At 58.0% G+C, this 26,201-nt stretch carries 25 protein-coding genes; 15 read left to right on the forward strand and 10 right to left on the reverse strand.

What is annotated here, in order from left to right; translation table 11 throughout:
* Window positions 1-3 precede the first annotated feature (3 nt).
* From EDC23_RS12835 to EDC23_RS12845, 3 genes are all read left to right on the forward strand, one after another.
* On the forward strand, window positions 4-1,008 hold the full coding sequence (locus tag EDC23_RS12835; RefSeq protein WP_134085151.1) for an alpha/beta hydrolase family protein: 1,005 nt from the start codon (window positions 4-6) through the stop codon (window positions 1,006-1,008).
* A 61-nt stretch (window positions 1,009-1,069) separates the two neighbouring features.
* Window positions 1,070-1,822, forward strand: coding sequence for an MBL fold metallo-hydrolase (locus tag EDC23_RS12840; RefSeq protein ID WP_134085152.1), 753 nt, complete (start codon window positions 1,070-1,072; stop codon window positions 1,820-1,822).
* Between the two features lie 237 nt (window positions 1,823-2,059).
* Window positions 2,060-2,731: a c-type cytochrome gene (locus tag EDC23_RS12845; protein WP_134085154.1), complete on the forward strand. Its 672-nt coding sequence runs from the start codon at window positions 2,060-2,062 to the stop codon at window positions 2,729-2,731.
* A gap of 20 nt (window positions 2,732-2,751) precedes the next feature.
* On the opposite strand, the gene EDC23_RS12850 is transcribed toward EDC23_RS12845, so the two are convergent.
* The 4 genes from EDC23_RS12850 to EDC23_RS12865 form a co-directional block, all read right to left on the reverse strand.
* Complete coding sequence (locus tag EDC23_RS12850) at window positions 2,752-3,186, reverse strand: hypothetical protein (protein WP_134085155.1); 435 nt, start codon at window positions 3,184-3,186, stop codon at window positions 2,752-2,754.
* A 238-nt stretch (window positions 3,187-3,424) separates the two neighbouring features.
* Window positions 3,425-4,450 (reverse strand): D-alanine--D-alanine ligase family protein, encoded by a 1,026-nt coding sequence (locus EDC23_RS12855; protein WP_134085156.1) that lies wholly within the window; start codon window positions 4,448-4,450, stop codon window positions 3,425-3,427.
* On the reverse strand, window positions 4,447-5,481 hold the full coding sequence (locus tag EDC23_RS12860; RefSeq protein ID WP_134085158.1) for a putative zinc-binding metallopeptidase: 1,035 nt from the start codon (window positions 5,479-5,481) through the stop codon (window positions 4,447-4,449). Before EDC23_RS12860 ends, EDC23_RS12855 begins: the two co-directional genes overlap by 4 nt.
* Before the next feature lie 146 nt (window positions 5,482-5,627).
* A complete protein-coding gene (locus EDC23_RS12865) occupies window positions 5,628-6,467 on the reverse strand; it encodes a LysR family transcriptional regulator (protein WP_134085159.1) in 840 nt (279 codons plus the stop codon).
* A gap of 219 nt (window positions 6,468-6,686) precedes the next feature.
* Between EDC23_RS12865 and EDC23_RS12870 the strand changes: the two genes are divergently transcribed.
* Window positions 6,687-6,881: a PA3496 family putative envelope integrity protein gene (locus EDC23_RS12870; RefSeq protein WP_134085160.1), complete on the forward strand. Its 195-nt coding sequence runs from the start codon at window positions 6,687-6,689 to the stop codon at window positions 6,879-6,881.
* A gap of 12 nt (window positions 6,882-6,893) precedes the next feature.
* Here EDC23_RS12870 and EDC23_RS12875 read toward each other — a convergent pair whose 3' ends face one another.
* The 4 genes from EDC23_RS12875 to EDC23_RS12890 form a co-directional block, all read right to left on the reverse strand.
* The gene (locus EDC23_RS12875) at window positions 6,894-7,220 is read right to left on the reverse strand and encodes a hypothetical protein (protein ID WP_134085161.1); all 327 of its coding nucleotides are present in this window, start codon (window positions 7,218-7,220) and stop codon (window positions 6,894-6,896) included.
* A gap of 6 nt (window positions 7,221-7,226) precedes the next feature.
* The gene (locus tag EDC23_RS12880; RefSeq protein ID WP_134085162.1) at window positions 7,227-8,108 is read right to left on the reverse strand and encodes a PfkB family carbohydrate kinase; all 882 of its coding nucleotides are present in this window, start codon (window positions 8,106-8,108) and stop codon (window positions 7,227-7,229) included.
* Window positions 8,109-8,175: 67 nt separating this feature from the next.
* A complete protein-coding gene (locus tag EDC23_RS12885; RefSeq protein WP_134085164.1) occupies window positions 8,176-8,466 on the reverse strand; it encodes a hypothetical protein in 291 nt (96 codons plus the stop codon).
* 8 nt (window positions 8,467-8,474) lie between these two features.
* Window positions 8,475-10,643 carry a tRNA(Met) cytidine acetyltransferase TmcA gene (locus EDC23_RS12890; RefSeq protein WP_134085165.1) on the reverse strand — a complete coding sequence of 723 codons (2,169 nt, stop codon included), beginning with the start codon at window positions 10,641-10,643 and terminating at the stop codon, window positions 8,475-8,477.
* 173 nt (window positions 10,644-10,816) lie between these two features.
* Here EDC23_RS12890 and EDC23_RS12895 point away from each other — a divergent pair, with 173 nt between their 5' ends.
* From EDC23_RS12895 to aroG, 4 genes are all read left to right on the forward strand, one after another.
* On the forward strand, window positions 10,817-11,155 hold the full coding sequence (locus EDC23_RS12895; protein ID WP_134085166.1) for a rhodanese-like domain-containing protein: 339 nt from the start codon (window positions 10,817-10,819) through the stop codon (window positions 11,153-11,155).
* Window positions 11,156-11,682: 527 nt separating this feature from the next.
* Complete coding sequence (locus tag EDC23_RS12900; protein WP_134085167.1) at window positions 11,683-12,924, forward strand: hypothetical protein; 1,242 nt, start codon at window positions 11,683-11,685, stop codon at window positions 12,922-12,924.
* Between the two features lie 332 nt (window positions 12,925-13,256).
* Window positions 13,257-14,117 (forward strand): dienelactone hydrolase family protein, encoded by an 861-nt coding sequence (locus EDC23_RS12905; RefSeq protein ID WP_134085169.1) that lies wholly within the window; start codon window positions 13,257-13,259, stop codon window positions 14,115-14,117.
* Between the two features lie 113 nt (window positions 14,118-14,230).
* On the forward strand, window positions 14,231-15,301 hold the full coding sequence (gene aroG, locus EDC23_RS12910) for a 3-deoxy-7-phosphoheptulonate synthase AroG (protein WP_317622986.1): 1,071 nt from the start codon (window positions 14,231-14,233) through the stop codon (window positions 15,299-15,301).
* Window positions 15,302-15,356: 55 nt separating this feature from the next.
* Here aroG and EDC23_RS12915 read toward each other — a convergent pair whose 3' ends face one another.
* Window positions 15,357-17,225 (reverse strand): putative bifunctional diguanylate cyclase/phosphodiesterase, encoded by a 1,869-nt coding sequence (locus EDC23_RS12915; RefSeq protein ID WP_134085170.1) that lies wholly within the window; start codon window positions 17,223-17,225, stop codon window positions 15,357-15,359.
* Window positions 17,226-17,729: 504 nt separating this feature from the next.
* Between EDC23_RS12915 and EDC23_RS12920 the strand changes: the two genes are divergently transcribed.
* From EDC23_RS12920 to EDC23_RS12945, 6 genes are all read left to right on the forward strand, one after another.
* On the forward strand, window positions 17,730-18,440 hold the full coding sequence (locus tag EDC23_RS12920; protein ID WP_134085171.1) for a response regulator transcription factor: 711 nt from the start codon (window positions 17,730-17,732) through the stop codon (window positions 18,438-18,440).
* 290 nt (window positions 18,441-18,730) lie between these two features.
* Window positions 18,731-20,545, forward strand: coding sequence for a translational GTPase TypA (typA, locus tag EDC23_RS12925; protein ID WP_134085172.1), 1,815 nt, complete (start codon window positions 18,731-18,733; stop codon window positions 20,543-20,545).
* 126 nt (window positions 20,546-20,671) lie between these two features.
* On the forward strand, window positions 20,672-21,229 hold the full coding sequence (locus EDC23_RS12930; RefSeq protein WP_134085174.1) for a hypothetical protein: 558 nt from the start codon (window positions 20,672-20,674) through the stop codon (window positions 21,227-21,229).
* A 9-nt stretch (window positions 21,230-21,238) separates the two neighbouring features.
* Window positions 21,239-22,195: a prolyl aminopeptidase gene (gene pip, locus EDC23_RS12935; protein ID WP_134085175.1), complete on the forward strand. Its 957-nt coding sequence runs from the start codon at window positions 21,239-21,241 to the stop codon at window positions 22,193-22,195.
* Window positions 22,192-22,647, forward strand: coding sequence for a D-aminoacyl-tRNA deacylase (gene dtd, locus EDC23_RS12940; RefSeq protein ID WP_134085176.1), 456 nt, complete (start codon window positions 22,192-22,194; stop codon window positions 22,645-22,647). The genes pip and dtd overlap by 4 nt, the downstream gene beginning before the upstream one ends.
* Before the next feature lie 276 nt (window positions 22,648-22,923).
* The gene (locus tag EDC23_RS12945) at window positions 22,924-23,571 is read left to right on the forward strand and encodes a hypothetical protein (protein WP_134085177.1); all 648 of its coding nucleotides are present in this window, start codon (window positions 22,924-22,926) and stop codon (window positions 23,569-23,571) included.
* Between the two features lie 349 nt (window positions 23,572-23,920).
* Here the strand turns inward: EDC23_RS12945 and EDC23_RS12950 are convergent, their stop codons facing one another.
* Complete coding sequence (locus EDC23_RS12950; RefSeq protein WP_134085179.1) at window positions 23,921-25,657, reverse strand: ATP-binding protein; 1,737 nt, start codon at window positions 25,655-25,657, stop codon at window positions 23,921-23,923.
* A gap of 106 nt (window positions 25,658-25,763) precedes the next feature.
* Here EDC23_RS12950 and EDC23_RS12955 point away from each other — a divergent pair, with 106 nt between their 5' ends.
* On the forward strand, window positions 25,764-26,171 hold the full coding sequence (locus EDC23_RS12955; protein ID WP_134085180.1) for a YkgJ family cysteine cluster protein: 408 nt from the start codon (window positions 25,764-25,766) through the stop codon (window positions 26,169-26,171).
* Window positions 26,172-26,201 lie beyond the last annotated feature (30 nt).

A 26,201-nucleotide genomic window follows, 5' to 3' on the forward strand; every position in this document is an offset into this window, starting at 1 on the left:
TGTATGAATTTTAGACAACGCGGATTGTGGCACCGGGATCGCGCTCGCGGTGGCAAATGGCTGCTCATTGCACTGTTGGTCGTCGTTGTTGCGGTACCGTCTGCGTGGCTGATCTGGCCGGTACGGGGCGATCCCAGCGAACGCTTTATTGAGCGACGTGGTGAAATCGAGCAGGTGGAGGTGACCAGGCAGTGGCAGACGGCCGATTCCCGTTATCAACATCTGACGCTGTCATCCACCTCCGGCCTGCAGGTCGAGCTGACAGTGCGTCGGCCACTGGAGGGGGAGGCGTCGCGCCCCCTGATATTGTTGCTGGGCGGGGCCGGAACCGGCCGCGAGGCGGCGGAGCTGGTTCAGGATCCCGGCGAGATGATCGTCGCCTCAATCGCCTATCCCTATCAGGGGCCCGAGGAACTTGAAGGCTGGGGAGTGTTGTGGCATTTCGACGCGATCCAGCGGGCGATACTGGATACCACGCCGGCCCTGTTGCTGGCCCAGGAATATCTTGCCCATCAGGAGTATGTGGACACCGCGCAGATGGAGTTGATCGGGGTCAGTCTCGGGGCCTTTTTTGTTGCCACGGCGGGGGCCATGGAGGAGCGTTTCAGTCGGGTCTGGCTGGTGCAGGGTGCCGCCGATCCACGTGCCATCTATGAATACCGCTTGCGCGAGCAGATTGCTTTTGAACCGGCCCGTGTACTGGCAGCCCGGCTGCTCGGTTTCTTGACTGCCGCCGAAGACCTGAAGCCGGAGCGCTGGGTGGGGAAAATCTCGCCGCGACCGGTGGTAGTGCTCAATTCGCGTGGCGACAGCGCCTATCCGCCGGCGAGTGTTGTCGCCCTGCATGCCTCGCTGCAGAAACCGTATGATCTGGAATGGTTGTCGGGTAAGCATGTGACGCCGGGCCGGGCGGAGGTCCTGAAACAACTGAACGAGCGGGTAATCCAGCGGATTGTTGCCGAGCAAACGCGCCCCGGGATGTCCAACCCGCTGGATAACCCGAATTGAGACATACCGCCCGTGATCTGATCGGGATTATATCTCAGAACATCTGAACAAAGGAGCCGTTATGCTGTTTCGTCAACTGATTGAACCGGACTCATCCACCTATACTTATCTGCTGCATTGTCCGGACAGCGGCAAGAGCGCGCTGATTGACCCGGTGCTGGATACCGTGGAGCGGGATCTGAAACTGCTCAACGAACTGGGTCTGAAGCTGGATTTCACTCTGGATACCCATGTGCATGCCGATCATCTGACCGGTGCCAAACGACTCAAGGAGTTGACCGGCAGCCGGATCGTCGGGCCGGCCATTGACCAGCTACCCTGTACGGATATCGGGGTCAGGGAGGGCGAAACATTTCGTCTGGGCAATATCGAGATTCACCCGCTGTATACCCCGGGACATACCGATCATCATCACGCTTATCTGATCGATAACGGCACGCACAAGATGTTGTTCAGCGGCGATGCGCTGTTGATTGAAGCCTGCGGGCGGACCGATTTCCAGTCCGGTGATGCGGCAACGTTATACCGCAGTATTCACGACAAGTTCTTTACCCTGCCGGATGAAACCCTGGTCTATCCCTGCCACGATTATGAGGGCCGTTTTGTTACCACCATTGCGCAGGAGAAGATTCGTAATCCGCGGCTGGGCAATAACAAAAGTCTGGATGAATTTGTCGAGATCATGAACAACATGGATCTGCCCTATCCGCGCAAGATCGATTTTGCCGTACCCGGTAACGAACAGTGCGGTGCCTGTCCGGAAAATGTACCCGATGAATACCGAACGCCCTGTGATCGGCATGATCAGGGCTGATGCGATCCGGCTTTGTCGGGGAAAACTTTTCGCCCGACAAGCTCGGACATACGCCACTCAATGTCGCAGTAACCACGTCAATTATTCCTGCTGTTTTGTGTACACAGTGTTCAGTTTGATCCAGATCAAATCGAAGCAATTTTCCTTCAAAAAAACCGTCCGATAACCGATACAGTCCGTATCGCGGTACAGCGCTCGCCTGAATCCGCTTATTTGAATTGTTTATGAGGAAATAGTATGTACCGAAAACTGACTGTCGGGTTTTGCCTTCTAATCTTGCTGGGTCTGTCGGGGCCGCTGTTGGCGGTGGAGGACGAGATCAAGGGGTTGATGCTGATCATCGAGCAGCGCATGGAGGATCCGGCAGCCAGGCAGGAGGCCATGCGGGCTGGTCGCGACCGGGCACTGCTGTGCAGCTATTGTCATGGTGATGACGGTAACAGCGTCAAACCGGAGGTTCCCAACCTGGCCGCTCAGAATCCGGTCTATCTGCTGGATCAGATCAACAAGTTCGCGCGAGGCGAGCGGGAAAATTTTGTCATGAACTCCCTGGCCAAGGAATTTAGTCTGGATGACAAAGTGAATCTGGCGATTTACTACGCCCGTCAGGAGGTGGATGACAAAGCGGTTGACGAACAACTGGCGGCGCGTGGGGAGAAGCTTTATAACAGCAGATGTACCAGCTGCCATGGCGAAAACGGTCGGGGAAGCGCCGAATATGCCCGACTGGCGGGACAACAGCCGGAGTATGTGAGCCTGACACTCAAGCGTTTCCGTGCCACCGCCCGGGGTTCTGCAGAGGTCGATGAGACAGTGCGCCGCAGTCCGATCATGGAGTCCATCGTCGAGGGGCTGGATGACACACAGATGGAGGCGCTGGCAGCCTATCTGGCGGGGCTGGAGGGGTAAGTCGGCGAAGCGTGTAACCGTCAGGGCAGCTTGAAGCCGCCACCCCCCCCGGGGAAGCCGCCGGGCCCGCCGCCCATATCACCGGGGCCACCCATGCCACCGCCGGTACCACCGGCTTCGGGGACCACGATTTGCGAGGCGGCTTCGCGACGCATTTCCTTGAGTTCTTCAAGTGCCTGTTCCACGGCCTGTTTGGCCGCATCGGCATACTTGTCGAGGGCCTGTTCCAGTGAGTCGGCCTCGATCTCGAAATTCAGCGGGAGCGCGCCCATCGGGGTCATCATTTGCGACTGGCCGAGATAGCGTACCGATCGCGAGGCGTCGTCACTGCCGTCGGACGTCACCGGGGTCAGGCGGCGCAGGGTTCCGACCCGCTGGTCGGTAAAGACCTCCTCGCGGTAGAGATCGTCGGTATTCATGCGCAGGTTTTCGATATCGATGCTTTGTTCGCTCATGAGCCTGGCCTTGCTGTAGTGGTTAGAAGCGGAATAAAGCGAGTTTAACAAATCCATGCGGGGAAGTGACAGCACGGTTTAAATATCTGTTCCTGGATAGTGCGCAGAGTCGCAGGCCAGGTTGGTGCAGCGCTACCTGACATTCTCCGTATCGGTAAGGCTGTCACGCAGGCTGGCGCCAGCGTGACCTGCAATTTTAGCAAGAAAATTAAGATGCGCATCAATCAGGAAAAGTTATTTAGCTGTAGTGCATGGCGCGCAGTCCCAGGTTAAGCAGCTTCTGGATCAGTTGCTCGTAGTTGTAGCCGGCTTTTTGCGCGGCATAGGCCACATCGTCGTCGCGGCTGATGGCGGCGTTGGCGTTGGCCTCCAGCACATAGATTTTCCCGTCGCCTGCCAGACGCAAATCCAGCCGGGCGTAGCCGGACATCTCCAGGACCCGATAGACTCGTTTGGCAAGGTGATTGATCTGCGCCTCAACGCCCTGGGGCAGGTTGCGGGCAAACCGGTAATCAATGCCCCACTTGTCGCGGTATTTTTCGTTCCACTTGACCTGGTAGGTGGCGATACGGTGCATACTGTCATCGAGTTTATCGAAGACCAGTTCCCGGATCGGCAGAACCTCCAGCCGCTGATTGCCCATGACCGTGATGTACAGTTCACGGCCTTCGACATACTGTTCGGCAATGGCATCCTCGCCGGTCATCTGGTGCAGCTGTTGCACGCGCTCGATCAACTCTTCGGCGTTCGCCACATAGGAGGACTGGGCAATCCCGACCGATCCCTGCTCGATCTTGGATTTGACGATCATCGGATAGGGCAGGTGTGCCGCGCGCTTGAGTGTGGCCTTGCGTGAGGCGGGAAACACCCGGAAGCGGGGGACACGGATCCGGTGATACGCCATCAGTTTCTTGGACAAGGCCTTGTCACGCGAGAGTAACAGGCCACGGGCGTTACAGCCGGTATACGGCACGCCGAGCATGTGCAGATAACTGACAATATAAAAATCGAGCGCGCCGAAGCCGGCAAAATCTTCCAGCATGTTGAAGGCTACATCCGGTTGCCAGGATTCGACGGCCTGGCGGATGGGTGCGATATCATCATGCACCGGTACGATGATCGCCTGATGGCCGAGTTTTTGCAGCGCCTGCTGGACGTCCATTTCCGTGCGGTATTTGTCGTGGCGGGGATCCTCGGGATCCTTCAGATCCCCGGGCGGCACCATCTCCGGATGCAACAACATCATGACTTTGAGCTTTTTCATAAGGCGATATGAAAACCTCCGCTGTGTAGTTTGCTCATCACCAGCATGGTCAGACAGGCGGCCAGTTCAGGGCGGGTTTCGTCATCGCTACCGACGACGTGCAGTTGCATCTCATCACAGCGTTTTATCATGCCGTTGATAACTTCATTGATTCGATAGCGATATTCATGCGTCCAGCGTTCGACAATGCCGAGCAGCTCGCGGCGATGGCGACGGATATAGCGTGAGGCCTTCTCGTTGCCTCGGTACTCGGGGTCGGCGGAAAAAAGTTGCCTCAGATCCGTGTCGGAAAATTCCGGGCTGTCCAGTCCGTAGCGGTAGATCTTGTCGTCATAGTATTCGCGCAGGGTGGTGCGGATTTTCTCCACCGGGGTATCCGTCTGGCGGTTGCGCAGTCGCGGCGGCCTGTCATGGATCGCGTTCATCAGTTCATCGACATAGTGGAGTTTTTTCAACGCCGGCCAGTTGCGGTAGCGGCGTTGCCAGTCCGAGCGGGGATTGAGCCAGACGGCAAAGGTCTCGGCCCAGTCCTCGTGCGGATGACTCTGGGCATACCAGTTGGGCAGGTTGCGTACGTAACGCTTGCTGTAGGGTTTGGGCAGGTAGGTGTCAGGATACGGGGTGGACGGTCGGCCGAAGGCCTGTTTCCAGTCGCGGCGCTGATCCAGTCGATAGGCGTTGAGCAGGGCATGGCCGGTTTCATGGCGCATCAGTTTCAGGCACCAGGCGCGATCCCCGCCTTCCACTTCCAGCATGAATTCGCGTTCCAGTCGCCGCAGGCGGGAATGGGCCAGAAAAAACGGTATGGCAAACCCGGGAATGCCGTCGGGACAGAACCACTCATCCGACAGCCAGACATGCGGGCGAAAGCGCAGTGCTTTTTGTTCCAGCTCCCGATAGAGCTGTTTGAGCGGGGCGACCAGCGGACTGCCTTCGATGCGCAGTCCGAGATCACAAATACGCAGTTCCAGCAATCGCTCCCTGGACAGCCGGGGCCAGTTTTGCGGGGCTATGTTGGATTTTTCCGGCATCGCTCGAATAGTAAACCATTTAATCGTACAGGCTAAAAAGTCATGGATGATGTCATTCAGTCCGCCAATGCACAAAACATTTATTCGCGTTGATTTGCGTGCATTGGCGGACCGGCCCTTTATCAGGATTGCGCATTACTGCATCGTCAATAAGCGGGCATTTCATCCAGAAGTTGTTCGATCAGCTCCGACTTTGCGTTCTGGCTATTGTAAACCGCGTAAGCGGTACGTTCGATCGCCGGTGCATCGTTGATCCGGTGCAGGCGCCCTTCATCCAGATAGGGTTGCACCATCGACTCGGCCAGATAGGCACTGCCGCCATTGTTGAGCAAAAATGCCAGGGCGATTCGTCCCTGGCCGATGTGCAGCCGCGGGGTGGGTTGATCAGGAAACTGTTGCGCATGGCGGATTAGAAACGCGGTTCCCCAGTCCACCAGAATGTAATCCCGGGCCAGCGCCTGGTCGGCATTGCTTGCCTGTGAGGCGACCATGATCAGATTGAGCGTGGCCACGGCACGGATCGTCAGAGTGTCATTTTGCGGGGCGTCGAAGACAAAGGCGATATCCAGGGTGTTGTTCAGGATGCGCCGGATCAACACGTCGCTGTCGTGGGTTTCGCCATGCAGGGCCAGCTCGTCGTGTTCCCGGTGCAGTTGCTGTATCCACGTCTGCAACAGGATATCCCACAAACTGACGATACCGCCGATGCCGAACGGCAGTTGTCCGCTCTGGCTGAGGCCAACCTCCTGCCGGGCCCGGTTCCAGGCGGTGGTGATTACCTCGGCATAACGGAGCATCTTCTCCCCGGCCGGAGTGAGCTGGATGTTGTTGCGTTCGCGGATAAACAGCGCGGTGCCCAGTTGCTGTTCCAGCTGGCGGATGCGGGCGCTGACCGCGGACTGGGTGACATGAAGGTTTTTGGCCGCCTGGCCGAAATGGCGGGTGCGGCTGACCTCGAGAAAAGTGACAAAGTCGTGAATATCCATGATGCCGGCGTCTCCCCCGGGAGCCCTCATCAAACTAAAGCAGCGGTTCGACACCCATATCAATTGAAAAAAACGATGGTGTCAATAAATTTATTTTGCTTTACGGCACGCCTCCTTGCCTCTAAATAGCGCAGTTAAATCAAGCGCAGTGAATGGCCCGGTTAGCGGGGCGTTACAGTCGGCCTTCGCGGCCGAACTCCTCCTGGAGGGTGAAGCAAAATGTATGTAGTACAGGGTGAAGGCATGCTCGATAAAGACGAACTGTTGCTGGACGACGACCTGAACGCCAGCGATGTTTTCGACAACGAAAGCTCGGCCGTGCGCTACAGCCACACCGCCCGCAAGCGGCTGGAAGAGCATATGGAAATGCTGCGGTTGCGCAGGTTGCTGGATGATTACGATTACGACAAGTGAGCGAACGCCCGGTTATTGATCGGGCGTTATTTTCAGGCGAACAAAAAAGGCCCGTTTCGCCTCTTCGAATGCCCGGGCATACCGGTCATCACGGTGCAGCTGTTCCTGCAACCGCGTTTCGAACTCGGCGAAAGCCTGCTGCACGTCCCGTGCGTCGATATGGGGGGCATCATCCGTTACCGGGCCGGGCGGATTGACATCACTGATCACGTTCGCCGAACGCGGAATCAGCCGCTGCTCACCGCTGTCCACCTGATGCGCGATCAACGGAGTGGATTTGATATAGGTTTCCCCCTGGTACTCGAACTGTTGCCCCACGGCCAGCAGGCTGAATTTCATTGCACGTTACTCCGATTCGGTACGGTTGAGATGAGCAAAACCGGTTTGACCCACCTTGCGCCCGGCCAGTTCACAGGCTGTTGCTAATGCCGGTGCGATCGAGCGGCCCTCCAGCAGGGCATGAATCAGGCCCGCGTTGAAGGTGTCCCCGGCGCCCAGGGTATCGACGATCTGTTCCGGCACAAAAGCCGGTTGATGATAGCGATCACCGTGACGGTCGCAGGCCCAGGCACCCTGTTCAGCCCAGCTGCAGACCAGGATGGCGGCGATACCCTGCTGTCGCAGGGCGTCGAACAGATCATTCGCGCAAGTATAGCCCTGCTGCAGGGCAAAGGCGCGGGAGAACAGCAGAATGTCCGCGTAGCCATAGAGCCGTTCGATTCCGGGACGGAGTTTTTCGATCTCGATGGAGATCGGCTGATCGACACGCTGCTCGCTCAGGCGACGCAACATCGGTTCACTGGCCTCGATATTGCGGCCCTCAAAATGAAACCAGTCATACTGCTCGATTTGCGGGTAGGGAAAGTCCCCGGCCTGCAGCTCCGGCAGATCCCGGTAATGGACAATGGTGCGCGACCCGTTGGCCCGGTTCAGGGTGATGCAGGAGGTCGGGGTGTGAGCCGGGTCGAGGGTGACGATTTGATCGGTCTGTACGCCATGGGCCTGCAGATCCCGGCGGATCTGTGCGCCGGCGGCATCATCGGCCAGGGTGCAGAGCAGGCTGACCTGATGGCCGAACTGGCTCAGGACACAGGCGCTGTTGGCGGCGTTGCCGCCACAGCGGCGCTCCTGCACCAGAGCCCGCAGCTCTTCGTCTTCCGCGGGGTAGTGGTCGAGGTGATTGATGATGTCGAGGGTGGCGATGCCGATGTTCAGTATGCGACTCATGAGCGTGATTGCGGAGGAAACGGGCCGCGCAGCTTAGCGCAATCGGCCGCCGGACAAAACGCCCGTTTCACTGGCCGGACTGATAGGGCTGCTGGCCGTTGTCGATCACATCCTGGCGGGCTTCGCTCATGGCCTCGGGCAACTCCAGGGCCTGGAACAGGGCCTGGCGGGCGGCCAGCAGCTGATCCATCGCCGCCTGCTGGAACTCGTCGCTCATCTGCAGCTTGCGGGCCTTGACCACCGCTTCGGAGGCCTGCATCAGATTCAGGGCGGCCCGGGCCAGCACCCCCTGCGCGCCGGCCTGGGCGGCACCGGCCAGCAGGTTGATCATCTGCATAATTTCTTCTTGCTGATCCATGAGTTCTTCTATCCCCCTGATTGCCAGGCCCTGCGCGCGGCTTCGCGTAATCGTTGTCGGGCGTGTTTTTGTCCCTTCAGCTTAAACTCGTCACAGAGTGTCGGCCAGTCGCATTTGTCCACGATCCGCCGGGTCAGCAGCTGCCGGTCAGTCGGATCCAGCCGTTCGGCGTATTCCGGCGTTGCGAGCAGGCGGGTAATCAGCTTTTCCAGGGGCCAGGCGCAGACCTCGTAACCACGCAGCCCGTGGACAAAGGAGTCGATGTCCTCGCGATCGGCGTCTGTTAGCGCCTGCTGCGGACAAGACGCGCCCGGGGGTTGCAAGCGGGCCGCCAGAGTCGGCTCCAGATCCCGCAGGGGACCGGCCCGCAAGCTCGCCCAGTGCTGCTCGAAGCGCTCCCGGGCGCGGGTGAACACCGTCTGCCCGGCGGAACTCAGGGGTTTGAGCACCAGCACCGAATGGCGACCGCTGGTGTGCTCGCGGGTCAGTCCGAGGCGCACCGGGATCAGCCCGGCCTGTAGCCAGAACGGCAGCAGCTCGGCACCGGCGCTGAAACTGGCGCCGACGGCGTCGAGCTGTGCCTCGGCCTCGAGCTGCGCGATGAGCTGCTGCAGCAGGCTGCTGCCCAGGCCGCGTCGCTGCAGGGCCGGGTGCACCCCGATGCGCATGATGCGGGCATAGCAATAGCGGGCGGCATCGGGCACGCCGGCGTGAAAGGCGAGGCTCTGGGCCAGCAGGTGGCCCGGCGGGCGGCGCCGGCCCCGATAGATCGCCTCGGCGGTAGGCGCATCAAAGCCGCCTTCCTGGCCCAGTATCGCGACCGCGACCGGCTGCCCGTCATACTCCAGGGCAAACAGACGCAGCCCGGGGGCATCCAGTAAACGCTGCAGATCCGCCGGACGCGTCCGGTAATGGGCCAGGACCAGCAGGCCGAACAGCTGCCGCAGCCGCGTGGGCGAACGGATCAGCGCGGCCCGATCCAGCTCGACAAATGCGCAGTTCGACGGCGTGATCCGGTCCGTCCCGGCCGGGGGCGCGGCCTCGGCATCCAGCAGCAGGGCGCGAAACACAAACTGTTCCAGGGGATCGGGCCCCTGGGCATCGCCGGCCCGCCAGCGGATCGGCTCGTTCAGGTGCAACGCCTCCCAGCCCGGGGCAAGGCTGTCGAGCGTGGGCCCGAAGCGCAGGGCGAAGCCGCGCCCGGTCCCCTCATAGCCGTGCACCGTGGTCGCGAAAGCCAGCCGCGGATAGCAGCTCAGTAACCGCTCCAGCACCGGCAGCGGCAGGGCCGCCGCCTCGTCAATCAGCAGCAGATCGAGTGGCGGCTGTTGCCCCAGCAGGGCGTCGGCGGCCATGAACTGCAAAAAACCGCCGGCGTATTGCAGCCGGTTGCGACGACTTTCGGCCCGGGGCAGCAGCTCGGCGGTCCGCTCGAACAGTGCGGCACAGGCCTGTGGTCGGGGGGCGCAGACCGCGATCCGAAAGCCGGGCTGTTGTTCGAGTAAGCGGGCGGCGGCGATCCCCAGCGCGGCCGATTTGCCCCGGCCGCGGTCGGAGGTGATCACCAGCGGCCGGGCTTCGCGGCGGCTGCCCAGCGCAATCAATGCCGTCACTGCCCGTTGCTGATCCGCACTGCGGCAGGGCCCCGGCATCTGACGCGGGGCGGCGGCTCGATAGGGGTGGTGGCTGGTCCGGATCCAATCCGGCTCTTGCAGCAGCATCAGTGCCGGATCCGCTTCGATACAGTTCACCAGATGGTGAACAAAGCGCGAGGGGGCGGCGGCATACGGGTTGGCCGTCGACACGGCGGGCCACTCGGCCAGCGCCGGTGTGAGCATCAGCAACAGTCCGCCGCCGGCCAGCGTGCCGCTGGCCACACCCAGGGCGTCCGCCTCGACACCGGCATGGAAATCAAAAATCAGCAGCCGGCGTTGTTGGCCGAGCAGCTGATCGGCCTTGCTCATGGCCGTCTGTTCGGGACCCTCGGGGGAGTGAGTGAGCCATAACCGGCTGCGGGCGTCATGGCTGCGCCACAACGGTTCAGCCAGGGCCCGGCCCCAGGCGGGATCGCCGGCGGCCACCACCAGCGCCCGCTGATCGGCACGACCGGCCTGTTGCTGCAGCGCTTCGATGGCGGCGTCCAGGCTTGCGGAGGCGGGATCAGGGGGGGATGGCATTTTTGCGGTCAGGATCAAGGTGGTTGAGAGTCCGGCCGGTCATACTACACGAGGATCGGGGGCGGGCGGCAGCCTGAGCGGCGACCCGGAGCGGATCACAGTTTGGTTATTTCGGGGTTGAAATATTAGAGTACACTAATATACTATTGTTACAGTTCTAACCGGAGAGTGGTATGCACTGGAACATCAAGGAAATCGACGCCCGCGAACTGGCCGAGTGGTATGACAGTAAGGCGGAAGGCTTTCGTGTGATCGATGTTCGCGAAATGAACGAGATCAGCGGCGGGACCGTACCGGGTGCCGATCCCCTGCCCATGGCGACCGTGCCGGTGCGGTTCAACGAACTGGAAAAGGACAAGGATCTGGTCGTGGTCTGCCGCAGCGGTGCCCGCTCGGCCCAGGTCTGCATGTACCTGCAGCAGCAGGGGTTTGAACGGGTCTACAACCTGCGTGGCGGGATGCTCGCCTGGACCTCCAGCGGACAGCAGATCGCCCTGCCCCGCGCCGTCTGATTTCATTCCCTTGCCTCTTGTTCTACCGGTTCCGCCAGGCCCGTTCACGGCCGGCTGAACCGGTCTGGAGCAATTTCTCAAGTATTTTCAGGAATATGCCGTTATTGTTTTTACACGTTTGATAAATAGCGGACTTGCGCCTGGCGTGATAATAATAAAATCCTCTCCAGCAGTTTGACCGTGGTTGCGTGCGCCTCACTGCGGGCAACGCTGGCTGGTCCCGCGATTGCTGATTGGCGTACTGGCTCTGGTCAGCGGCTATAATTTTCTGCTTTTCATACCCTGGCCGAGCTGTTCGCGATTACGCTGGTTGTTCTGCGGGCGATGCTGATCCGGTATACCTGCAGTTTTGCGCGTAACCCACGTTTATCTGTATCTGAGAGCGGCATTATGGAACTCAAGCATACCCTCAGCTTCAGTGGGATGGGGTACCGGCATTTGGTCTGACAGGCTGTCATGTTTATCCGGGTCTATCTATAATAAAGCCTGACCCGAATGGAGCCTCTCTCCCTAAACCGGCAGTTCTTATGAGTGATTCCGACAATACCTTCGCGCAGGCGCGCAGAGAAAATGATGAGCGCTTGCTTGGCCAACTTGATGCCTTGCGTAACGGCGAGGATATGCAGGTTCTGGAGCCCTTTGCTCGCGCCTATCTCGGCATGTTTTACGAGATTGAGGACGAGCTTGCTCCGGCGGAAAAAGTCGCGATACTGGCCAATCGTGAGGTCAGTGACGCCGTGCTGGCGGGATTTGTTGCCGCCCTGCAACGCGATGATATTCCCCCGCCGTATGAAATCGGTGAACGCCTGGCCAGGGATGAAAGCATCCCCGGTGGTTACGTGGTACTCGCCGGCATGGATCGGCTGATGCAAATCGACCCTGACCAGCTTGAACAGCTTCCGGACTCGATATTGCAGTCGGCGCTCTGCTTTCATTTCGCCAATCAGACTTCGCAGCATGATGAATGGTTTGACAAGCTATTGGCTGATATTGCCATATCCGCACCGGCACTCAATGGTTTCTGGCAGGGGCTGATAAACAAAAACGCGCAAATGCTGCCGGGACTGCGCAAGCTTCTTGACGACCCTGGATGCGCCGATCTGAATCGGGAAGTATTATTGCCGATACTGATTCGCTGGCAAAGCTGCAAAATGAAAACGTTCAAGGAGCTGATTTTTGCTGTGTTGCGTTACGCGGAGCATGATGAGTTGCTGCAGGCGACGCGGGATATGGTTAATGATCCGAATGGCATCAAGGAAGAAAATAAACGTCTGTACTGGTTGGCAATCGCATTTTTGTTGTCACCGGAAGAGTTTGCCCAGGATCTGTCCACGTATATCGGTCGCGAGAAACAAAAAGTACTGCCGTTACTGGACTTTATGATGCGAGTCAGTGGTCCGGATGCCGAGACCGGTATCGAACTTTCACCGATGATGGATGCCCAGTTATTACGCATCATCGCGCCGATCTTTCCACCACAGGAACATTCCTATGGTCACCTGGGTGGTATTGATGTCAATTCACGCAATGTCATGCGCCTGTTCCACAGGCTGGCCACCGACACCCGGTCCGAGGCGGCTGAGGCGCTTAAATGGTTGCGTAAGGCGCGGGTTATGAAGATTTACAACAATGTTATCAAGCATGCCGAACAGCTGCAGAAAAAAATCAGTCGCGATGAATGCCCGGTGCCGGATTTTGCCTCCTACCTTGAAGGGTTGGAGAACAGTAACGACCTTATTCAGCGTCGTAACCGCTTCGACATCAAATGAACTGTCGCCTTTTCCTGGATCAAAAATCCAACGCAGAGGCGCAAAGACGCAGAGGAGCGCAGAGTATTTATTCTGGTCGCAGGATTTAATAGCAGAATTGGTTGTTGCGCAATAAAATTGACAGCTGACAAAATATTGCCCGATCACTCTTGGTTTATATAAATTTCGTTGAAACACTTTGTTCTTTTCTCTGCGTCTTTGCATCCAAACAAGGGGCATAAACGCCTCTGTGTTAATATCTTTCATAAATACAAGATCAGTTTACCTTTATTGCCCGGGCCGGTAAGATCGTCTGGTTTACGAGAATAGAATTGAGACGTGGAGAATATGTGATGCGGTATGCAATAGGTCTGGTGCTGGTGTTTGTCATGCAGCTGGCCGGGGCGCATGAGGAGCCACAAATCGCGCAAGAATTGTGGTGGAGCGAGGCGTGGTGGAACGAAGGCAAAATTGAACCTCCGCGTAATTATGACGTTGCGGTTGAGTCTGCCAGCTATGAGAGCGACGGTGTAAAAATTCCGGCCATGCTGGCGCGGCCGAAGCAGGCCGGCAAGTTTCCGGCGGTATTGTTTCAGCACGGGCGCCGTGGTCTGGATGAGTTGGTCCGGCGTCACGTCAAGCGGCTGGCGGCGCGCGGCTTCGTGGTGCTGGCACCGGATATTTACCAGGCTCATTTTATCGGCACGCATCCGATCGAGCACGATTATGACCTGGAGAAGGACGTCAATCGGGGGGTGGACGCGCTGTTGGCACGCGAGGATATCCGCGGTGATCGAGCCTGCCTCTACTCCCATACGCGCGGCGGCTACTATACCCTGAAGGTGGCGACCACCTTCGAGCGTCAGAAGTCGGAGGTGGCCTGCTATGTCTCCTATTACCCGCATCTGCAGGACCCCAACGCCCCGGAGCCGCTGCAGGTCTACGGCTATGCCGAAGAGGTCGATGAGCTGGCGATCCCCGTGCTGGTGTTTATCGGCGAGGATGAGCAGTATCAGCGCCGGCGGGTGATAGAAAGCAGCATCGAGGCCTTGCACAAAGAAGGCAAGTCGGCGCGCCTCATTGTCTACCCCGGGGTCGGGCGTGGCTTTGATTTTCGTCCCGAACAGGTGCGCACCTTCGCCGATGATCTGGCCTCGAAGGACGCCATCCAGCGTGCGGCCGACTTCATGCGCCGGCATCTGGGCGCGGATTAGCCCGGAGTCTGTTCTCGGTCCCCGTTTCGGGGCGGGGAAGTCGCTCATCGAGGACACCGATTAGGCCGAAGGGATGAACATTTTTTGTCCCGATTGCGATAGAATTGGCAGCTATGAATATGAAATACAATACCGACGATCTGCGTATTACCGCGCTCAAGGAAGTCATCCCCCCGGTGCAGTTGCATGGCGACTGCCCGATGACCGATGCCGCTTCGAAAATCATCTTCGAGACCCGTACGGCGATCCATAATATTCTGCGTGGCCGTGACGACCGGATACTGGTGATCATCGGTCCCTGCTCGGTACATGATCCGGAAGCGGCGGTGGAGTACGCCGGGCGCCTGAAGGCGCTGCGTGAGGAGCTGGGCGAGGATCTGCTGGTCGTTATGCGGGTCTATTTCGAAAAACCGCGCACCACGGTTGGCTGGAAGGGGCTGATCAACGATCCGGAACTGGATGAAAGTTTTAATATCAACAAGGGGCTGCATCTGGCGCGCAAGCTGTTGCTGGATGTGAACAACCTCGGGGTGCCGGCTGGTACCGAATTTTTGGATCTGATTACACCGCAGTATATTGCCGATCTGGTCAGCTGGGGCGCCATCGGCGCGCGCACTACCGAAAGCCAGGTGCATCGCGAGCTGGCCTCCGGGCTCTCCTGCCCGGTCGGTTTCAAGAACGGCACCGACGGTAAACTGAAGATCGCCATTGATGCGATTCGTGCTGCCAGTCAGCCGCACAATTTTCTCTCCCTGACCAAGGCGGGTCACTCGGCGATCTTCGCCACCACCGGTAACGAGGATTGCCACATCATTCTGCGTGGCGGCAAGCAGCCCAATTACGATGCGGCCAGTATTGATGCCGCCTGCCGGGAATTGCACGAGGCCGGCCTGGATGAAAAGGTGATGATCGACTTCAGTCACGCCAATAGCCAGAAGGAGTACAGGCGCCAGGTGGATGTCGGCCGGGATGTGGCCGGACAAATCGCGGCCGGCGATCGGCGTATCATGGGCGCGATGATCGAGAGCCATCTGGTGGCCGGCCGCCAGGATGTGCAGAACGACAGGCCGCTGGTCTACGGCCAGAGCATTACCGATGCCTGTATCGGCTGGGAGGAGAGCGAAGGCTTGCTCAGAGAACTGGCGGAGGCAGTACGCCAGCGTCGCAACCACGAGGCCGCCTGACGACCCGGCACTCAGCACTCAGAACTCAGAACTCAGAACTCAGAACTCAGAACTATTACTCCCGGGTGGGCTGGTTAAACCGCTCCAGCCATCCGAGCAGCGCCTCAAAAGGCATGGCGTCGGCGTAATAACTCCCCTGCCCCTGATCGCAGCCAAGTTCGCGTAACATTTCGGCGATCTCACGGCTTTCCACTCCTTCCCCCACCACCGTAAGTCCGAGATCATGAGCGAGATCGATGATCGCCCGCACCATGGAGGAGTCATCCGGTTGCTTGTGCATCGACTTGATGAAACTCTTGTCGATCTTTACCTCGCCAAGCGGCAGCTGTTTGAGATAAGTCATCGAGGAGTAGCCGGTCCCAAAGTCGTCAATCGATAAAACAATTCCGAGTTCATGCAGACGATGCAGGGTATGCAGTGCCCGTTTGTGGTTAACCATCATTGCGGTTTCGGTGATTTCAAGCGTGATGCGGGAAGGCTCGACGTTGTACTTGTCAATCAGGCTCTGCAGATATTCGACGAGTTCGAGATCCTGAAGATTCCACATGGACAGGTTAATCGCGACATTCAATGATTGTCCCTGTTGCTGTAACTGCTGGCTGCATTTGAGCGCCTGCTCCATGACCCAGTAGGTCAGCTGATTGATCAGGCCGGTATTTTCGGCAATATGAATAAAACGGCTGGTGGCTATATAACCGTGATCCGGATGTTCCCAGCGTGCCAGGGCCTCGAGACTGACGGCCTGGCCGTTATCAAGGTTGACCTTGGGCTGAAAATATAATTGTATGTTTTTATTTTCCAGATCAGTACGCAGATCACTAACCAGCTTGAGTTGCTCGAGTGTACTTGTTTTGTGTGTTTCGTCGTAGATTGTAATATCGGCACCGATACGCTTGGCGGCGTACATGGCCATTTCGCCATGGCGGATCAGGTTGATGGCATCCAGGGCATGTTCTGGATACAAGGCCACGCCGATGCTGGCCCCCAGATAGAACTCATGTCCCTCGATTTCGTAACCGTCACTCAATGTTTCCTGTATCCGGGTTGTTGTGGCGACAACCGATTCTTCCGATATCCTGTCAAGCAGGATGGCGAACTCATTGCTCACAATACGCGCCAGAATATCGTTCTCGCGGATTACGCTGTTCAACCGTTCGGCGATCAGGCATAGCAGGGCATCGCCGGCATAATGACCGAGTGTGTCATTGATCTCCTTAAGACGTTTTATGTCGATAATAAGCAGGGCAATACACTCTCCTTTGGGCAGAGAGCGCTCCAGTCGAAGTTCCGTTTGTTCGACCAGCGAGTTGCGATTGGATAGCCCGGTCAGGCTGTCATGCCTTTTCTGGAATTCCAGTTCCCGGCGTTGCTGGTCAAGGCGTCGGTATAACGAACTCAGGAACATGGCACACCAGATGGCCAGCCATAACAGAATCAGACTGGCGATGACCAGAGGGAGACCGGAGTGTTTTAAGAACGGGATGAAACCGCTTTTTTCCGTCTGGCGTAACAGATAGAGAGTGAGTTCGCTATTGGGGATCGATTGACTTGACCATACCAGAGAAGTCTCTTTTAAATTGGCGTGACCATGGTTCGCGTCGCTTGCCAGCAATGGCGGAGTCAGTTCGGCGACTATCTCATTTGGCAAGGTATTGAATATGATGGCCTGTTGTCGATCAACAATAAAGAGGTTGTAGGGGAGAACCTGCTGACGGGTTTGAAAATTCCGCAGTAGTTGCCGAACCCTGGCCGGATCACTGCCCTCAAGAATACTGGCCAGTTGCATGGCATTGTCCGTGGTGGACTTTGTCAATTCCTCGCTCCGCGTTTCGAGTGCAGTCTGATAGGTGATATAACCAAACAGAATGATACCGAGTAGCGCGATACCGATAAAACCGAGAAATAATTTCCTGCTCAGATTCATGAGAGAGGGTCTTCAACCTTCCTTAGTTCAAGGTGTTAGACAAACTTTGGGTGGGCGACGTGCGTTCTTTCCCGTGACTCGATGGAGAACCCCGAAGCGGATTTATCATAACATCGTCAATGAGCTGCAGTATGAAAAAATCGGTATAGTTCAAAAGCCAGGGGCGATAATCGTTCGCAAAAATCGCTTGCCAGAGTCCCTGTTGGATCGGGTCATTCAGTTGTGCCTTGCCATTGATCAGGCGATCATTCTAGCGCGCTGTAGGTAGAATGATAGGGGGAGCCCCCGGCTCGGGGCACCGGTCAGTCAACCCGGGCATCTCCGCTGTTCCGGCCGGGGAAGTGCCCGGCTGTCATGGGGCGTGAAGTTACCAATGGCATCAGGAACTCAAATCTGCTATATACATGAAAATAATTGGGTCAATTTGTCAGATTTGCCGTATCCGGGATGAAACGGGATCGGGGTTTACGGCGTTGACTGTCGTCTTTGGGGGTGAGAATAACTGTGCATATCGCGCTGGTGGAAGATGATCCGGCAATGCTGGAATTGCTTGTTTTGTGGTTGGAAGAGGCCGGTCACGACTGCGTCTGCTATCGTGAAGGTCAGGAATTTATTCGCCAGGCCAGCCACAAAAACTTCGATGTGGTTCTGCTGGACTGGCTGTTGCCGAATCTCTCCGGTGAGCAAATTCTCTCGCGACTGAAGCATCAGGCGGAATGGGATACCCCTATCGTGTTTGTCACTGCCCGCGACTCCGAAGAGGATATGGTCCGAATGCTCAATCAGGGGGCCGATGATTATCTGGTCAAACCGATACATCAGCCGGTACTGATGGCCCGGATCAATGCGGTGACTCGTCGCTCGCACAAGGCTGCAACGGAGGGGGGCTTCACCCTGAACGAGTTCAGGGTCGATCCGGAATCACGACTGGTCACCCGTCATGAAGAGCCGATCAAGCTGACCGATAAAGAGTTCAAGCTGGTGACCCTGATGTTCCAGAATATGGGCCGTCTGCTGTCGCGCGACTACATCCTTTCCTCGGTCTGGGGTTACGATGCCAGCCTCAATACCCGCACCGTGGATACCCACGTGAGCCGGATCCGCAAAAAACTCGAGCTGTTTCCGGAGCAGGGCTGGCGGCTCAGCTCCATTTACCACCAGGGCTACCGGCTGGAGCAGATTTCTGCCGAAGAGCCGGGTTCGGCCACCGGCTGAGCGGGTGCCCACTATCCCGACGCCGGGCGTCATCCCCGGGCAGTGGCCGAACGACCGCCCGGCCCACCGGGCCACTGGAATCCGCGACTGGTAGAGCGACCTCCCTCGAAGCTTTTTTTTAGTGTGTTCAGTGACCTGGGGAGCCCGGCGGGTTTTTCATGCTATCCCGGGCCGGGATTTTTGGGCGTGATGTAATCTTCTTTGGAACTGAAATATCCTGCCTGTTTTTTCTCCAAATCTAGTATAATAGGCCCCTTTTGCCGCTCTCGCGGCCCCGCTGGAGAACTTTTGTGATCGAGAATCTGCGCAACATCGCCATTATTGCCCACGTTGACCATGGCAAGACCACCCTGGTGGACAAGCTGCTGGGCCAGTCCGGAACGCTGGAGAGCCGGGGGGAGGTGCAGGAGCGGATCATGGACTCCAACGATCTGGAAAAAGAGCGCGGCATCACCATCCTGGCCAAGAATACCGCCATCAAGTGGGGGGATTATCGGATCAATATCGTTGACACCCCCGGGCATGCCGATTTCGGCGGCGAGGTGGAGCGGGTGCTGTCGATGGTCGACTCGGTGCTGCTGCTGGTGGACGCGGTGGACGGGCCCATGCCCCAGACCCGCTTCGTGACCGAGAAGGCCCTGGCCCGCGGTCTCAAGCCGATCGTGGTGATTAACAAGATCGACCGCCCCGGCGCGCGGCCCGACTGGGTGCTGGATCAGACCTTCGATCTGTTCGATCGCCTGGGCGCTTCCGACGAGCAGCTCGACTTCCCGGTGGTCTACGCCTCGGCACTGAACGGCTATGCCGGTCTCGATTCCGATGTACGCGACGGCGATATGACCCCGTTGTTTCAGACCATTGTCGATCGGGTCAATTTTCCCGATGTGGATCCCGACGCCCCGCTGCAGATGCAGATCAGCCAGCTCGATTACAACAGCTACGTGGGCGTTATCGGCATCGGCCGCATCACTCGCGGCAAGCTGCGTACCAACACCAGCGTGGTGATCGTGGATCGCCACGGCAAGCGGCGTAACGGCCGGGTCCAGCAGGTGCTGGGCTTTCTCGGCCTGGAACGTCACGAGGTGCCCGAGGCCCAGGCCGGGGACATCATTGCCATCACCGGTATCGACGGCATGAATATCTCCGACACCCTGTGCGATCCGGCCAATGTCGAAGCCCTGCCGGCCCTGCTGGTGGACGAGCCCACCGTGAGCGTGATGTTCGTGGTCAACAACTCCCCCTTCGCCGGGCAGGACGGCAAGTACGTCACCTCGCGCCAGATCCAGGAGCGCCTGGAGCGGGAGCTGATCCACAACGTCGCCCTGCGCGTCGAGCCGACCGGGGATCCGGACAAGTTCCGGGTCTCCGGCCGCGGCGAACTGCATTTGTCGATTCTGATCGAGAACATGCGCCGCGAAGGCTACGAGCTGGGCGTCTCCCGGCCCGAGGTCATCTATCGCGAGGTGGACGGCCAGCGTCATGAGCCATACGAACAGCTGACCGTGGATGTGGAAGAGCAGCACCAGGGCGGGGTGATGGAAAAACTCGGCCAGCGCGGCGCCGAACTGACCAACATGGCGCCCGACGGCAAGGGCCGGGTCCGGCTCGACTTTATGATTCCCTCGCGCGGACTGATCGGCTTTCGCACCGAGTTTCTCACCGCCACCCAGGGCTCCGGTCTGCTTTACAGCGTCTTCGATCATTACGGCCCGCTGCGCGGCGGCAGCTTCGGGCAGCGTAACAACGGTGTGCTGATTGCCAATGGCAACGGCAAGGCCCTGGCCTATGCCCTGTTTAACCTGCAGGAGCGCGGGCGGCTTTTCATCGGTCACGGCACGGATGTGTATGAGGGCATGATCATCGGCATCCATGCGCGCGACAACGATCTGGTAGTCAACCCGCTCAAGGCCAAGCAGCTCACCAACGTCCGTGCCGCCGGGACCGACGAGAACATCCTGCTGACCCCGCCGATCAACCTGAGCCTGGAACAGGCCCTGGAGTTCATCGATGACGATGAACTGGTGGAGGTGACCCCGCACCATATCCGTCTGCGCAAGAAATTCCTCAAGGAGCACGAGCGCAAGAAAGCGGCCCGCGCCAGCTGACAACGGTCCATGAACGCCCGACCGCCTTGCCCGGTGCAAAAGGCGGCTTCCCGCCTTGGCGTGTATGGGGGAAGGCTTTATGATGGATATCCATCAATAAAAAGCACGCAGCACAAGGAGGCGGTCATGGTTGGTAAAAAGAACATCGTTTTCGGTTTTATCTATCTGGTCTTTACCGCGGCACTGGGACTGGTCATGGTGGACAAGTATGATGACTATGGTGCGGCGGTGCAGGAGAAGCAGTCCGCCGTGGGTCGCCTGCAACAGTTGCAGACCGATGATTTCGAGGAGATGCTGGAACCGTTGAGTGGCGAGGAGATCGCCAGGGCCAATACTGCGGGGATTCTCTCATTCAATAAGCTGTTCAATTCACAGAGCGAAATTGATGCCATCAAGGGCGGGGCCCACGCCCACGGTAATCTGGAATCCCTGCTGAATATTGCCGTCGGACTGGTGCTCGGTTTTCTGGCGATCAATGTGATCTTCAAGCAGGTCATCAGCTGGATCTTCATCGCCGGCGCCCTGTTGCATTCGGGCATGTTGTATCTGGAGACGCTTTTCGGCATGGGCTGGGCCGGGGCCGTTCTGAATACCGGCATCGGGCCGTTTCTGATCCTGATCGGTCTGGCGCTGGCCGGCATTGCCGCGGCCATCGGCTTTCGGGGCGAGCCGGTGAAGGACTAGGACGACCGAGTGGAGGCCCTCTATCCGGCGATCAAGCCCTATGTGACCCACAGCTTTGCCGTCGAGGCGCCGCATGTCCTGCATGTTGAGGAGTGCGGCAGTCCCGAAGGTATCCCGGTGCTGTTCGTCCACGGCGGCCCGGGTGCCGGCTGTGAGCCCTATCATCGCCAGTTCTTCGATCCTGAAAAGTACCGTATCATCCTGTTCGATCAACGCGGGGCGGGGCTTTCCACCCCACACGCGTCGCTGGAGAACAATACCACCCAGGCTCTGCTGGCGGACATGGAAGCGCTGCGCGAATATCTGGGCATCGAACAGTGGGTGCTGTTCGGCGGCTCCTGGGGCTCCACCCTGTCGCTGGTGTATGCCGAGACCCACCCCGAACGGGTACTGGGGCTGATCCTGCGGGGGATCTTTTTGTGCCGGCCAGAGGAAATCCAGTGGTTCTATCAGCACGGCGCGCACCGTTTCTTTCCGGACTACTGGGAAGAGTATCTGCGCCCGATCCCGCCAGAAGAGCGCGAAGACATGCTGCAGGCCTATTACCAGCGGCTGGTCGGCGATGACGAGATCGCCCGCCTGACCGCCGCCAAGGCCTGGTCGTTGTGGGAGGGGCGCGCCGCCACGCTGCGGCCCAGCAAGGGCGTGCTGAATCACTTCGGGGATACCCATACCGCGCTCAGTCTGGCCCGCATCGAGGCACATTATTTTGTTCACAATGCGTTCCTGACCGACAACCAGATCCTTAATGAGGCGTCCCGCCTGGCGCAGATCCCCGGCCATATCGTGCAGGGCCGTTACGACATGATCTGTCCGCTGGAAAGTGCCTGGCAACTGCACCGGGCCTGGCCCCGGGCGGAGTTGTCCATTATTCCCGATGCCGGCCATTCGGCGACGGAGCCGGGGACGGTGGATGCCCTGATCCGGGCGGTTCGGCGTATGGCCAGCGAACTCGACCGTTCATGATCGCCCTCATTCAGCGCGTCAGCCGGGCCAGTGTCACGGTCTCGCAGAAGACCATCGGCGAGATCGGCCCGGGACTGCTGGCGCTGATCGGTGTCGAACAGGGCGACGCCGAGCCCCAGGTGACGCGTCTGCTGGAACGGCTGCTGGGTTACCGGGTATTTGCCGACGCCGAAGGTAAAATGAATCGGGGCCTGCGTGACACCGGCGGGGGGCTGTTGCTGGTGCCCCAGTTCACTCTGGCGGCGGACACCCGCAAGGGGATGCGCCCGGGTTTCAGTTGCGCGGCGCCGCCCGCCGAAGGCGAGCGGCTGTTTGAATTGTTCCTGGTACAGGCCCAACAACGGCATCGGCCGGTTGCCAGTGGCCGTTTCGGTGCCGACATGCAGGTCAGCCTGGTCAATGACGGACCGGTCACCTTCTGGCTCCAGGTACCGCCCGGGGCGGAAAACTAAATACCCGTACAGTTGCGGATGTGACGAGGTTATCCAGGACACGCAGTGAATACCTCCCTGTATGCTCGACGGCCGCTTCCTTGCGGCCAACGGTCCTGGATAACCTCGTCACACCCCGTTGAAACAAAGTGATCTGATATTCGGAACTTCTATTTAGTCGCAAGGTAAAATATCGATGCCAATGAACACGAGTAAACTGGCTGACTCGTGTATGCGTTGGGGAATGTTTTGCTGTACCTGTTCAGAGTCGTTCGATTAAACAACACGGGATGAACCATGGCGAGAGTCGTTTTCTTTTTAATCCTCCTGATCTCACTGTCCGGCTGTGAACAGCAGGAGGTGCCGGCCGAGCAGATCTATCCCTGGCAGATCGAGCTGTTGCCCGACGGCGGAAGCCGGGTTTTCGGTATCGAATTTAACCGCACCACGCTGGCAGAGGCGCGCAAGATCCTGGGCTCGCATCATGATGAAGGTCTGTTCGAAAATCGTGACGGCAGCATGTCGCTGGAGATCTATTTCAATGAAGTGACACTCGGCGGTATCAGCGGCAAGTTTATTCTGACCCTCGATGCGGATGAGGCGCAATTGCAGGCCCTCAAGGAGCGGGCAGGCAACAGCCGGACCGTGGACAGCGGTGCCCGGCGCTATCGGCCCTCATCGGCCGATCGCGAATTACTGTACGAGATGACGATCAGCGGGCTCGGCTACATTCCCTATGTGAATCTGGATGAAGAGATGGTCCACCAGCGGTTTGGCGAACCCGCAGAGATTATGCGCATCGGTGAGGACAAGCGGCATTTTTTATATCCGGACAAAGGGCTGGATTTATTGTTAGACGGGGAGGGCAAGGAGCTCTTGCAATATGTGGCGCCGCGGGATTTTGAGCGCCTGCAGTTACCTTTACTCAGGCAGTTTGATTCGTGAATAGCGGATCTTTGGCTTCCCGATAACTGATTCGGTCGCGCCTGCCCTGCCTGGCGTCGTAAAGCGCGTTGTCAGCCTGTAGCAGAAGTATGGCCGTGACATTGCAAGCGGTTCATCAATCCTGCCCTCAGACAGACGCAGCCGCCCCGGTGTTGATGAGGCCTGTTTCGGTCACCGAAGGCGTCGGCGATCTGGGCGGCCTCTCGCGGGCCGCTCTATACCGGTAATACGCCAGACTCTCTCCGCCGCGCGAAGCACGGTACATGATACCTGTCACACTGAAGCTTCGTATATTACGGCTGACACCAGTTTCCTGGCCCTTGAGCCTGCAGACCACAACTGCGGGTTTTCAGGGTATGGAGAGTTGTTGCTCATTACTGTGCTCCGGCACGTTCTCAAACAGTGAGTTGATTACCGCCTGTAGCGTGTCGTGACTGACCGGTTTGGCCAGGAAGTGATCCATTCCGGCAGCCAGACAGCTGCTTCGGTCCTCGGTTGTGGCATTGGCGGTCAGGGCGATAATCGGTACGTGCTGCCCCGGTGGTTCCTGCTTGCGCCAGGCGCGGCTTACCTCGATGCCGTTGAGTGCCGGCATTCGCATATCCATCAACACCAGATCATAGCGGTTTTGTAGAAGCATTTGCAGCGCCTGATCACCCCGGGTGACATGGGTGACATCATGCCCGTCCATGCGCAGGAAGGTTGTGATGACCTTGGCGTTAATTTCACTATCTTCGGCCAGAAGTACCTTCAAGGCTATCTTATCAGTCACACTGCTTTGTGCGGCCTGTTCACTGGCGGGGGCCTTCTCCTGGTTACCGGCCGCGGGCAATGGCAGGCCAAACCAGAAGCAGGTGCCTTCTCCGGATGTACTATCGACGCCCATTCTGCCGCTCATGGCCTGGACCAGATTAAAGGAGATGGTCGTGCCCAGGCCGGTGCCGGATTTTTGTGCCGGATGATCGTCATGGCACTGATAGAAGGGGTTGAAAATATCCGCCAGTTTATTCCGCTCGATCCCGATACCGGTATCGCGGACCTCAAAGTGGACCAGATAAATGTTGTCCTGCCGGTTACGTAGTGAAACATTGATGGTGACGCCACCTGTGTCGGTATATTTTATGGCGTTGCTTATCAGGTTGAGCAGTATCTGACGCAGGCGGTTGGGATCGCCGATGAAGTAGCGCGGCAGCGAATTATCGATATGGCAATTGATTTCGATACCCTTCTCGGCGGCGGCGGGAGCAAAGATGCTGGTCACTCCCCGGCACACGGCAGGCAGATCAAATCGGGTTTTCTGGAACTTGTATTTCCCCGCCTCGATTTTCGACAGATCCAGCACATCATTGATGATCGAGTGCAGGGTGGTGGAAGCTTCCTTCAGATTAATGACGTACTCTCGCTGCCTGTCGTCCAGATCGGTTTTATCCAGCAGTTCGGTCATGCCGATGATGCCGCTCATGGGGGTGCGGATTTCATGACTCATGGTGGCGAGAAATTCGCTCTTGGCCCGGTTGGCCTTGTCCGCCTCGGAGCGGGCGGATTTGATGCGGCCGATCATGACATTCAGATAAAATGGCAGGGCCATCAGAAAGATCAGATAGGCAATCGCATCGATGTAATGGGAGTACCACGTATCGGTATAGATCAGGATTAACAAAAAGGCGACGACACTCGCCGCGGTCGCCGAGAACAGCTCCCAGCGCCCGTAACGTACCCCGTAGCCGATATAAATCCAGGGGTAGAACAGGAAGTAGGGGCTGAACGGACCGGCATCAGTGATGATCATCGCGGTACTAATGGCGGCAATATCCAGCGGAATGGTCACATACGGACGGATTCTGGAGTCCGGATAAACAAATACACTGATCAGTACTGCCAGGGTATAGAGCAGGAATATCGCGGCGAAAAGGTAATATTCTTCGTGGTTGTCCGGATAGTAGCCGGTATGAATGCCGGCGCCGATATGACCAAAGGCGAATAGCCAGATAATCAGCCGGGTGATGGCCTGATTGAAATCCGGATTGGACCACATGCGGGTGGTTTTCAGATAACCGAGAAAATCCCGGCTTTGTTCTTGTATCATAGGCCATTCCCTGGGGGCTTCCCCACGACAACTATGCGGAATATTATCGCGCCAGTATGACTGGCAACCTGTGACAAATTCAATACAAAATTAATGGTATTTCGAGATGTCCGTCAAGCAGTCTATCCCGGTCACACTGACCCCCGAGAACAAATGCAGCTTCTGTCCCGGCACAAAGTGCTGTAATTACATCACCCAGGAGATCGATGCCCCGCGCTCGAAAGATGATTTTGATCATCTTCTCTGGCAGCTGGCCCACGAGAATCTCCAGGCCTATAAAGACGAGGATGGCTGGTTCCTGGTGGTCATCACGCGTTGCACCCATTTACTGGGTGACGGCAATTGCGGCATCTACGAGACCCGACCGCAGGTGTGCCGGGACTACAGCAACGATTACTGCGAATTCGACGCCCCGGCCGAAGAGGGGTTTGAGTACTATTTCCAGAGCTACAAGGAACTCGACGACTATTGTCGAAAACGTTTCAAGGGCTGGGATCAGCGGTTTAAAACATAGTTCTGAGTTCTGAGTGCTGAGCGGGTAGGC

It is taken from the genome of Thiohalophilus thiocyanatoxydans (assembly GCF_004366735.1).
Taxonomy (GTDB): Bacteria; Pseudomonadota; Gammaproteobacteria; order UBA6429; family Thiohalophilaceae; genus Thiohalophilus; species Thiohalophilus thiocyanatoxydans.

Excerpts from the sequence above, each read along its gene's own strand:
- EDC23_RS12855 (WP_134085156.1), bottom strand. The coding sequence starts at position 4,450 with ATGAAAAAGCTCAAAGTCATGATGTTGTTGCATCCGGAGATGGTGCCG.
- EDC23_RS12945 (WP_134085177.1), top strand. The coding sequence starts at position 22,924 with ATGGCGAGAGTCGTTTTCTTTTTAATCCTCCTGATCTCACTGTCCGGC.
- EDC23_RS12950 (WP_134085179.1), bottom strand. The coding sequence starts at position 25,657 with ATGATACAAGAACAAAGCCGGGATTTTCTCGGTTATCTGAAAACCACC.
- EDC23_RS12835 (WP_134085151.1), top strand. The coding sequence starts at position 4 with ATGAATTTTAGACAACGCGGATTGTGGCACCGGGATCGCGCTCGCGGT.
- EDC23_RS12875 (WP_134085161.1), bottom strand. The coding sequence starts at position 7,220 with ATGAAATTCAGCCTGCTGGCCGTGGGGCAACAGTTCGAGTACCAGGGG.
- EDC23_RS12865 (WP_134085159.1), bottom strand. The coding sequence starts at position 6,467 with ATGGATATTCACGACTTTGTCACTTTTCTCGAGGTCAGCCGCACCCGC.
- EDC23_RS12860 (WP_134085158.1), bottom strand. The coding sequence starts at position 5,481 with ATGCCGGAAAAATCCAACATAGCCCCGCAAAACTGGCCCCGGCTGTCC.
- EDC23_RS12900 (WP_134085167.1), top strand. The coding sequence starts at position 11,683 with ATGAGTGATTCCGACAATACCTTCGCGCAGGCGCGCAGAGAAAATGAT.
- EDC23_RS12895 (WP_134085166.1), top strand. The coding sequence starts at position 10,817 with ATGCACTGGAACATCAAGGAAATCGACGCCCGCGAACTGGCCGAGTGG.
- EDC23_RS12930 (WP_134085174.1), top strand. The coding sequence starts at position 20,672 with ATGGTTGGTAAAAAGAACATCGTTTTCGGTTTTATCTATCTGGTCTTT.
- EDC23_RS12885 (WP_134085164.1), bottom strand. The coding sequence starts at position 8,466 with ATGGATCAGCAAGAAGAAATTATGCAGATGATCAACCTGCTGGCCGGT.
- EDC23_RS12905 (WP_134085169.1), top strand. The coding sequence starts at position 13,257 with ATGCGGTATGCAATAGGTCTGGTGCTGGTGTTTGTCATGCAGCTGGCC.
- EDC23_RS12955 (WP_134085180.1), top strand. The coding sequence starts at position 25,764 with ATGTCCGTCAAGCAGTCTATCCCGGTCACACTGACCCCCGAGAACAAA.
- EDC23_RS12880 (WP_134085162.1), bottom strand. The coding sequence starts at position 8,108 with ATGAGTCGCATACTGAACATCGGCATCGCCACCCTCGACATCATCAAT.
- EDC23_RS12850 (WP_134085155.1), bottom strand. The coding sequence starts at position 3,186 with ATGAGCGAACAAAGCATCGATATCGAAAACCTGCGCATGAATACCGAC.
- EDC23_RS12845 (WP_134085154.1), top strand. The coding sequence starts at position 2,060 with ATGTACCGAAAACTGACTGTCGGGTTTTGCCTTCTAATCTTGCTGGGT.
- EDC23_RS12915 (WP_134085170.1), bottom strand. The coding sequence starts at position 17,225 with ATGAATCTGAGCAGGAAATTATTTCTCGGTTTTATCGGTATCGCGCTA.
- EDC23_RS12890 (WP_134085165.1), bottom strand. The coding sequence starts at position 10,643 with ATGCCATCCCCCCCTGATCCCGCCTCCGCAAGCCTGGACGCCGCCATC.
- EDC23_RS12870 (WP_134085160.1), top strand. The coding sequence starts at position 6,687 with ATGTATGTAGTACAGGGTGAAGGCATGCTCGATAAAGACGAACTGTTG.
- EDC23_RS12840 (WP_134085152.1), top strand. The coding sequence starts at position 1,070 with ATGCTGTTTCGTCAACTGATTGAACCGGACTCATCCACCTATACTTAT.
- aroG (WP_317622986.1), top strand. The coding sequence starts at position 14,231 with ATGAATATGAAATACAATACCGACGATCTGCGTATTACCGCGCTCAAG.
- dtd (WP_134085176.1), top strand. The coding sequence starts at position 22,192 with ATGATCGCCCTCATTCAGCGCGTCAGCCGGGCCAGTGTCACGGTCTCG.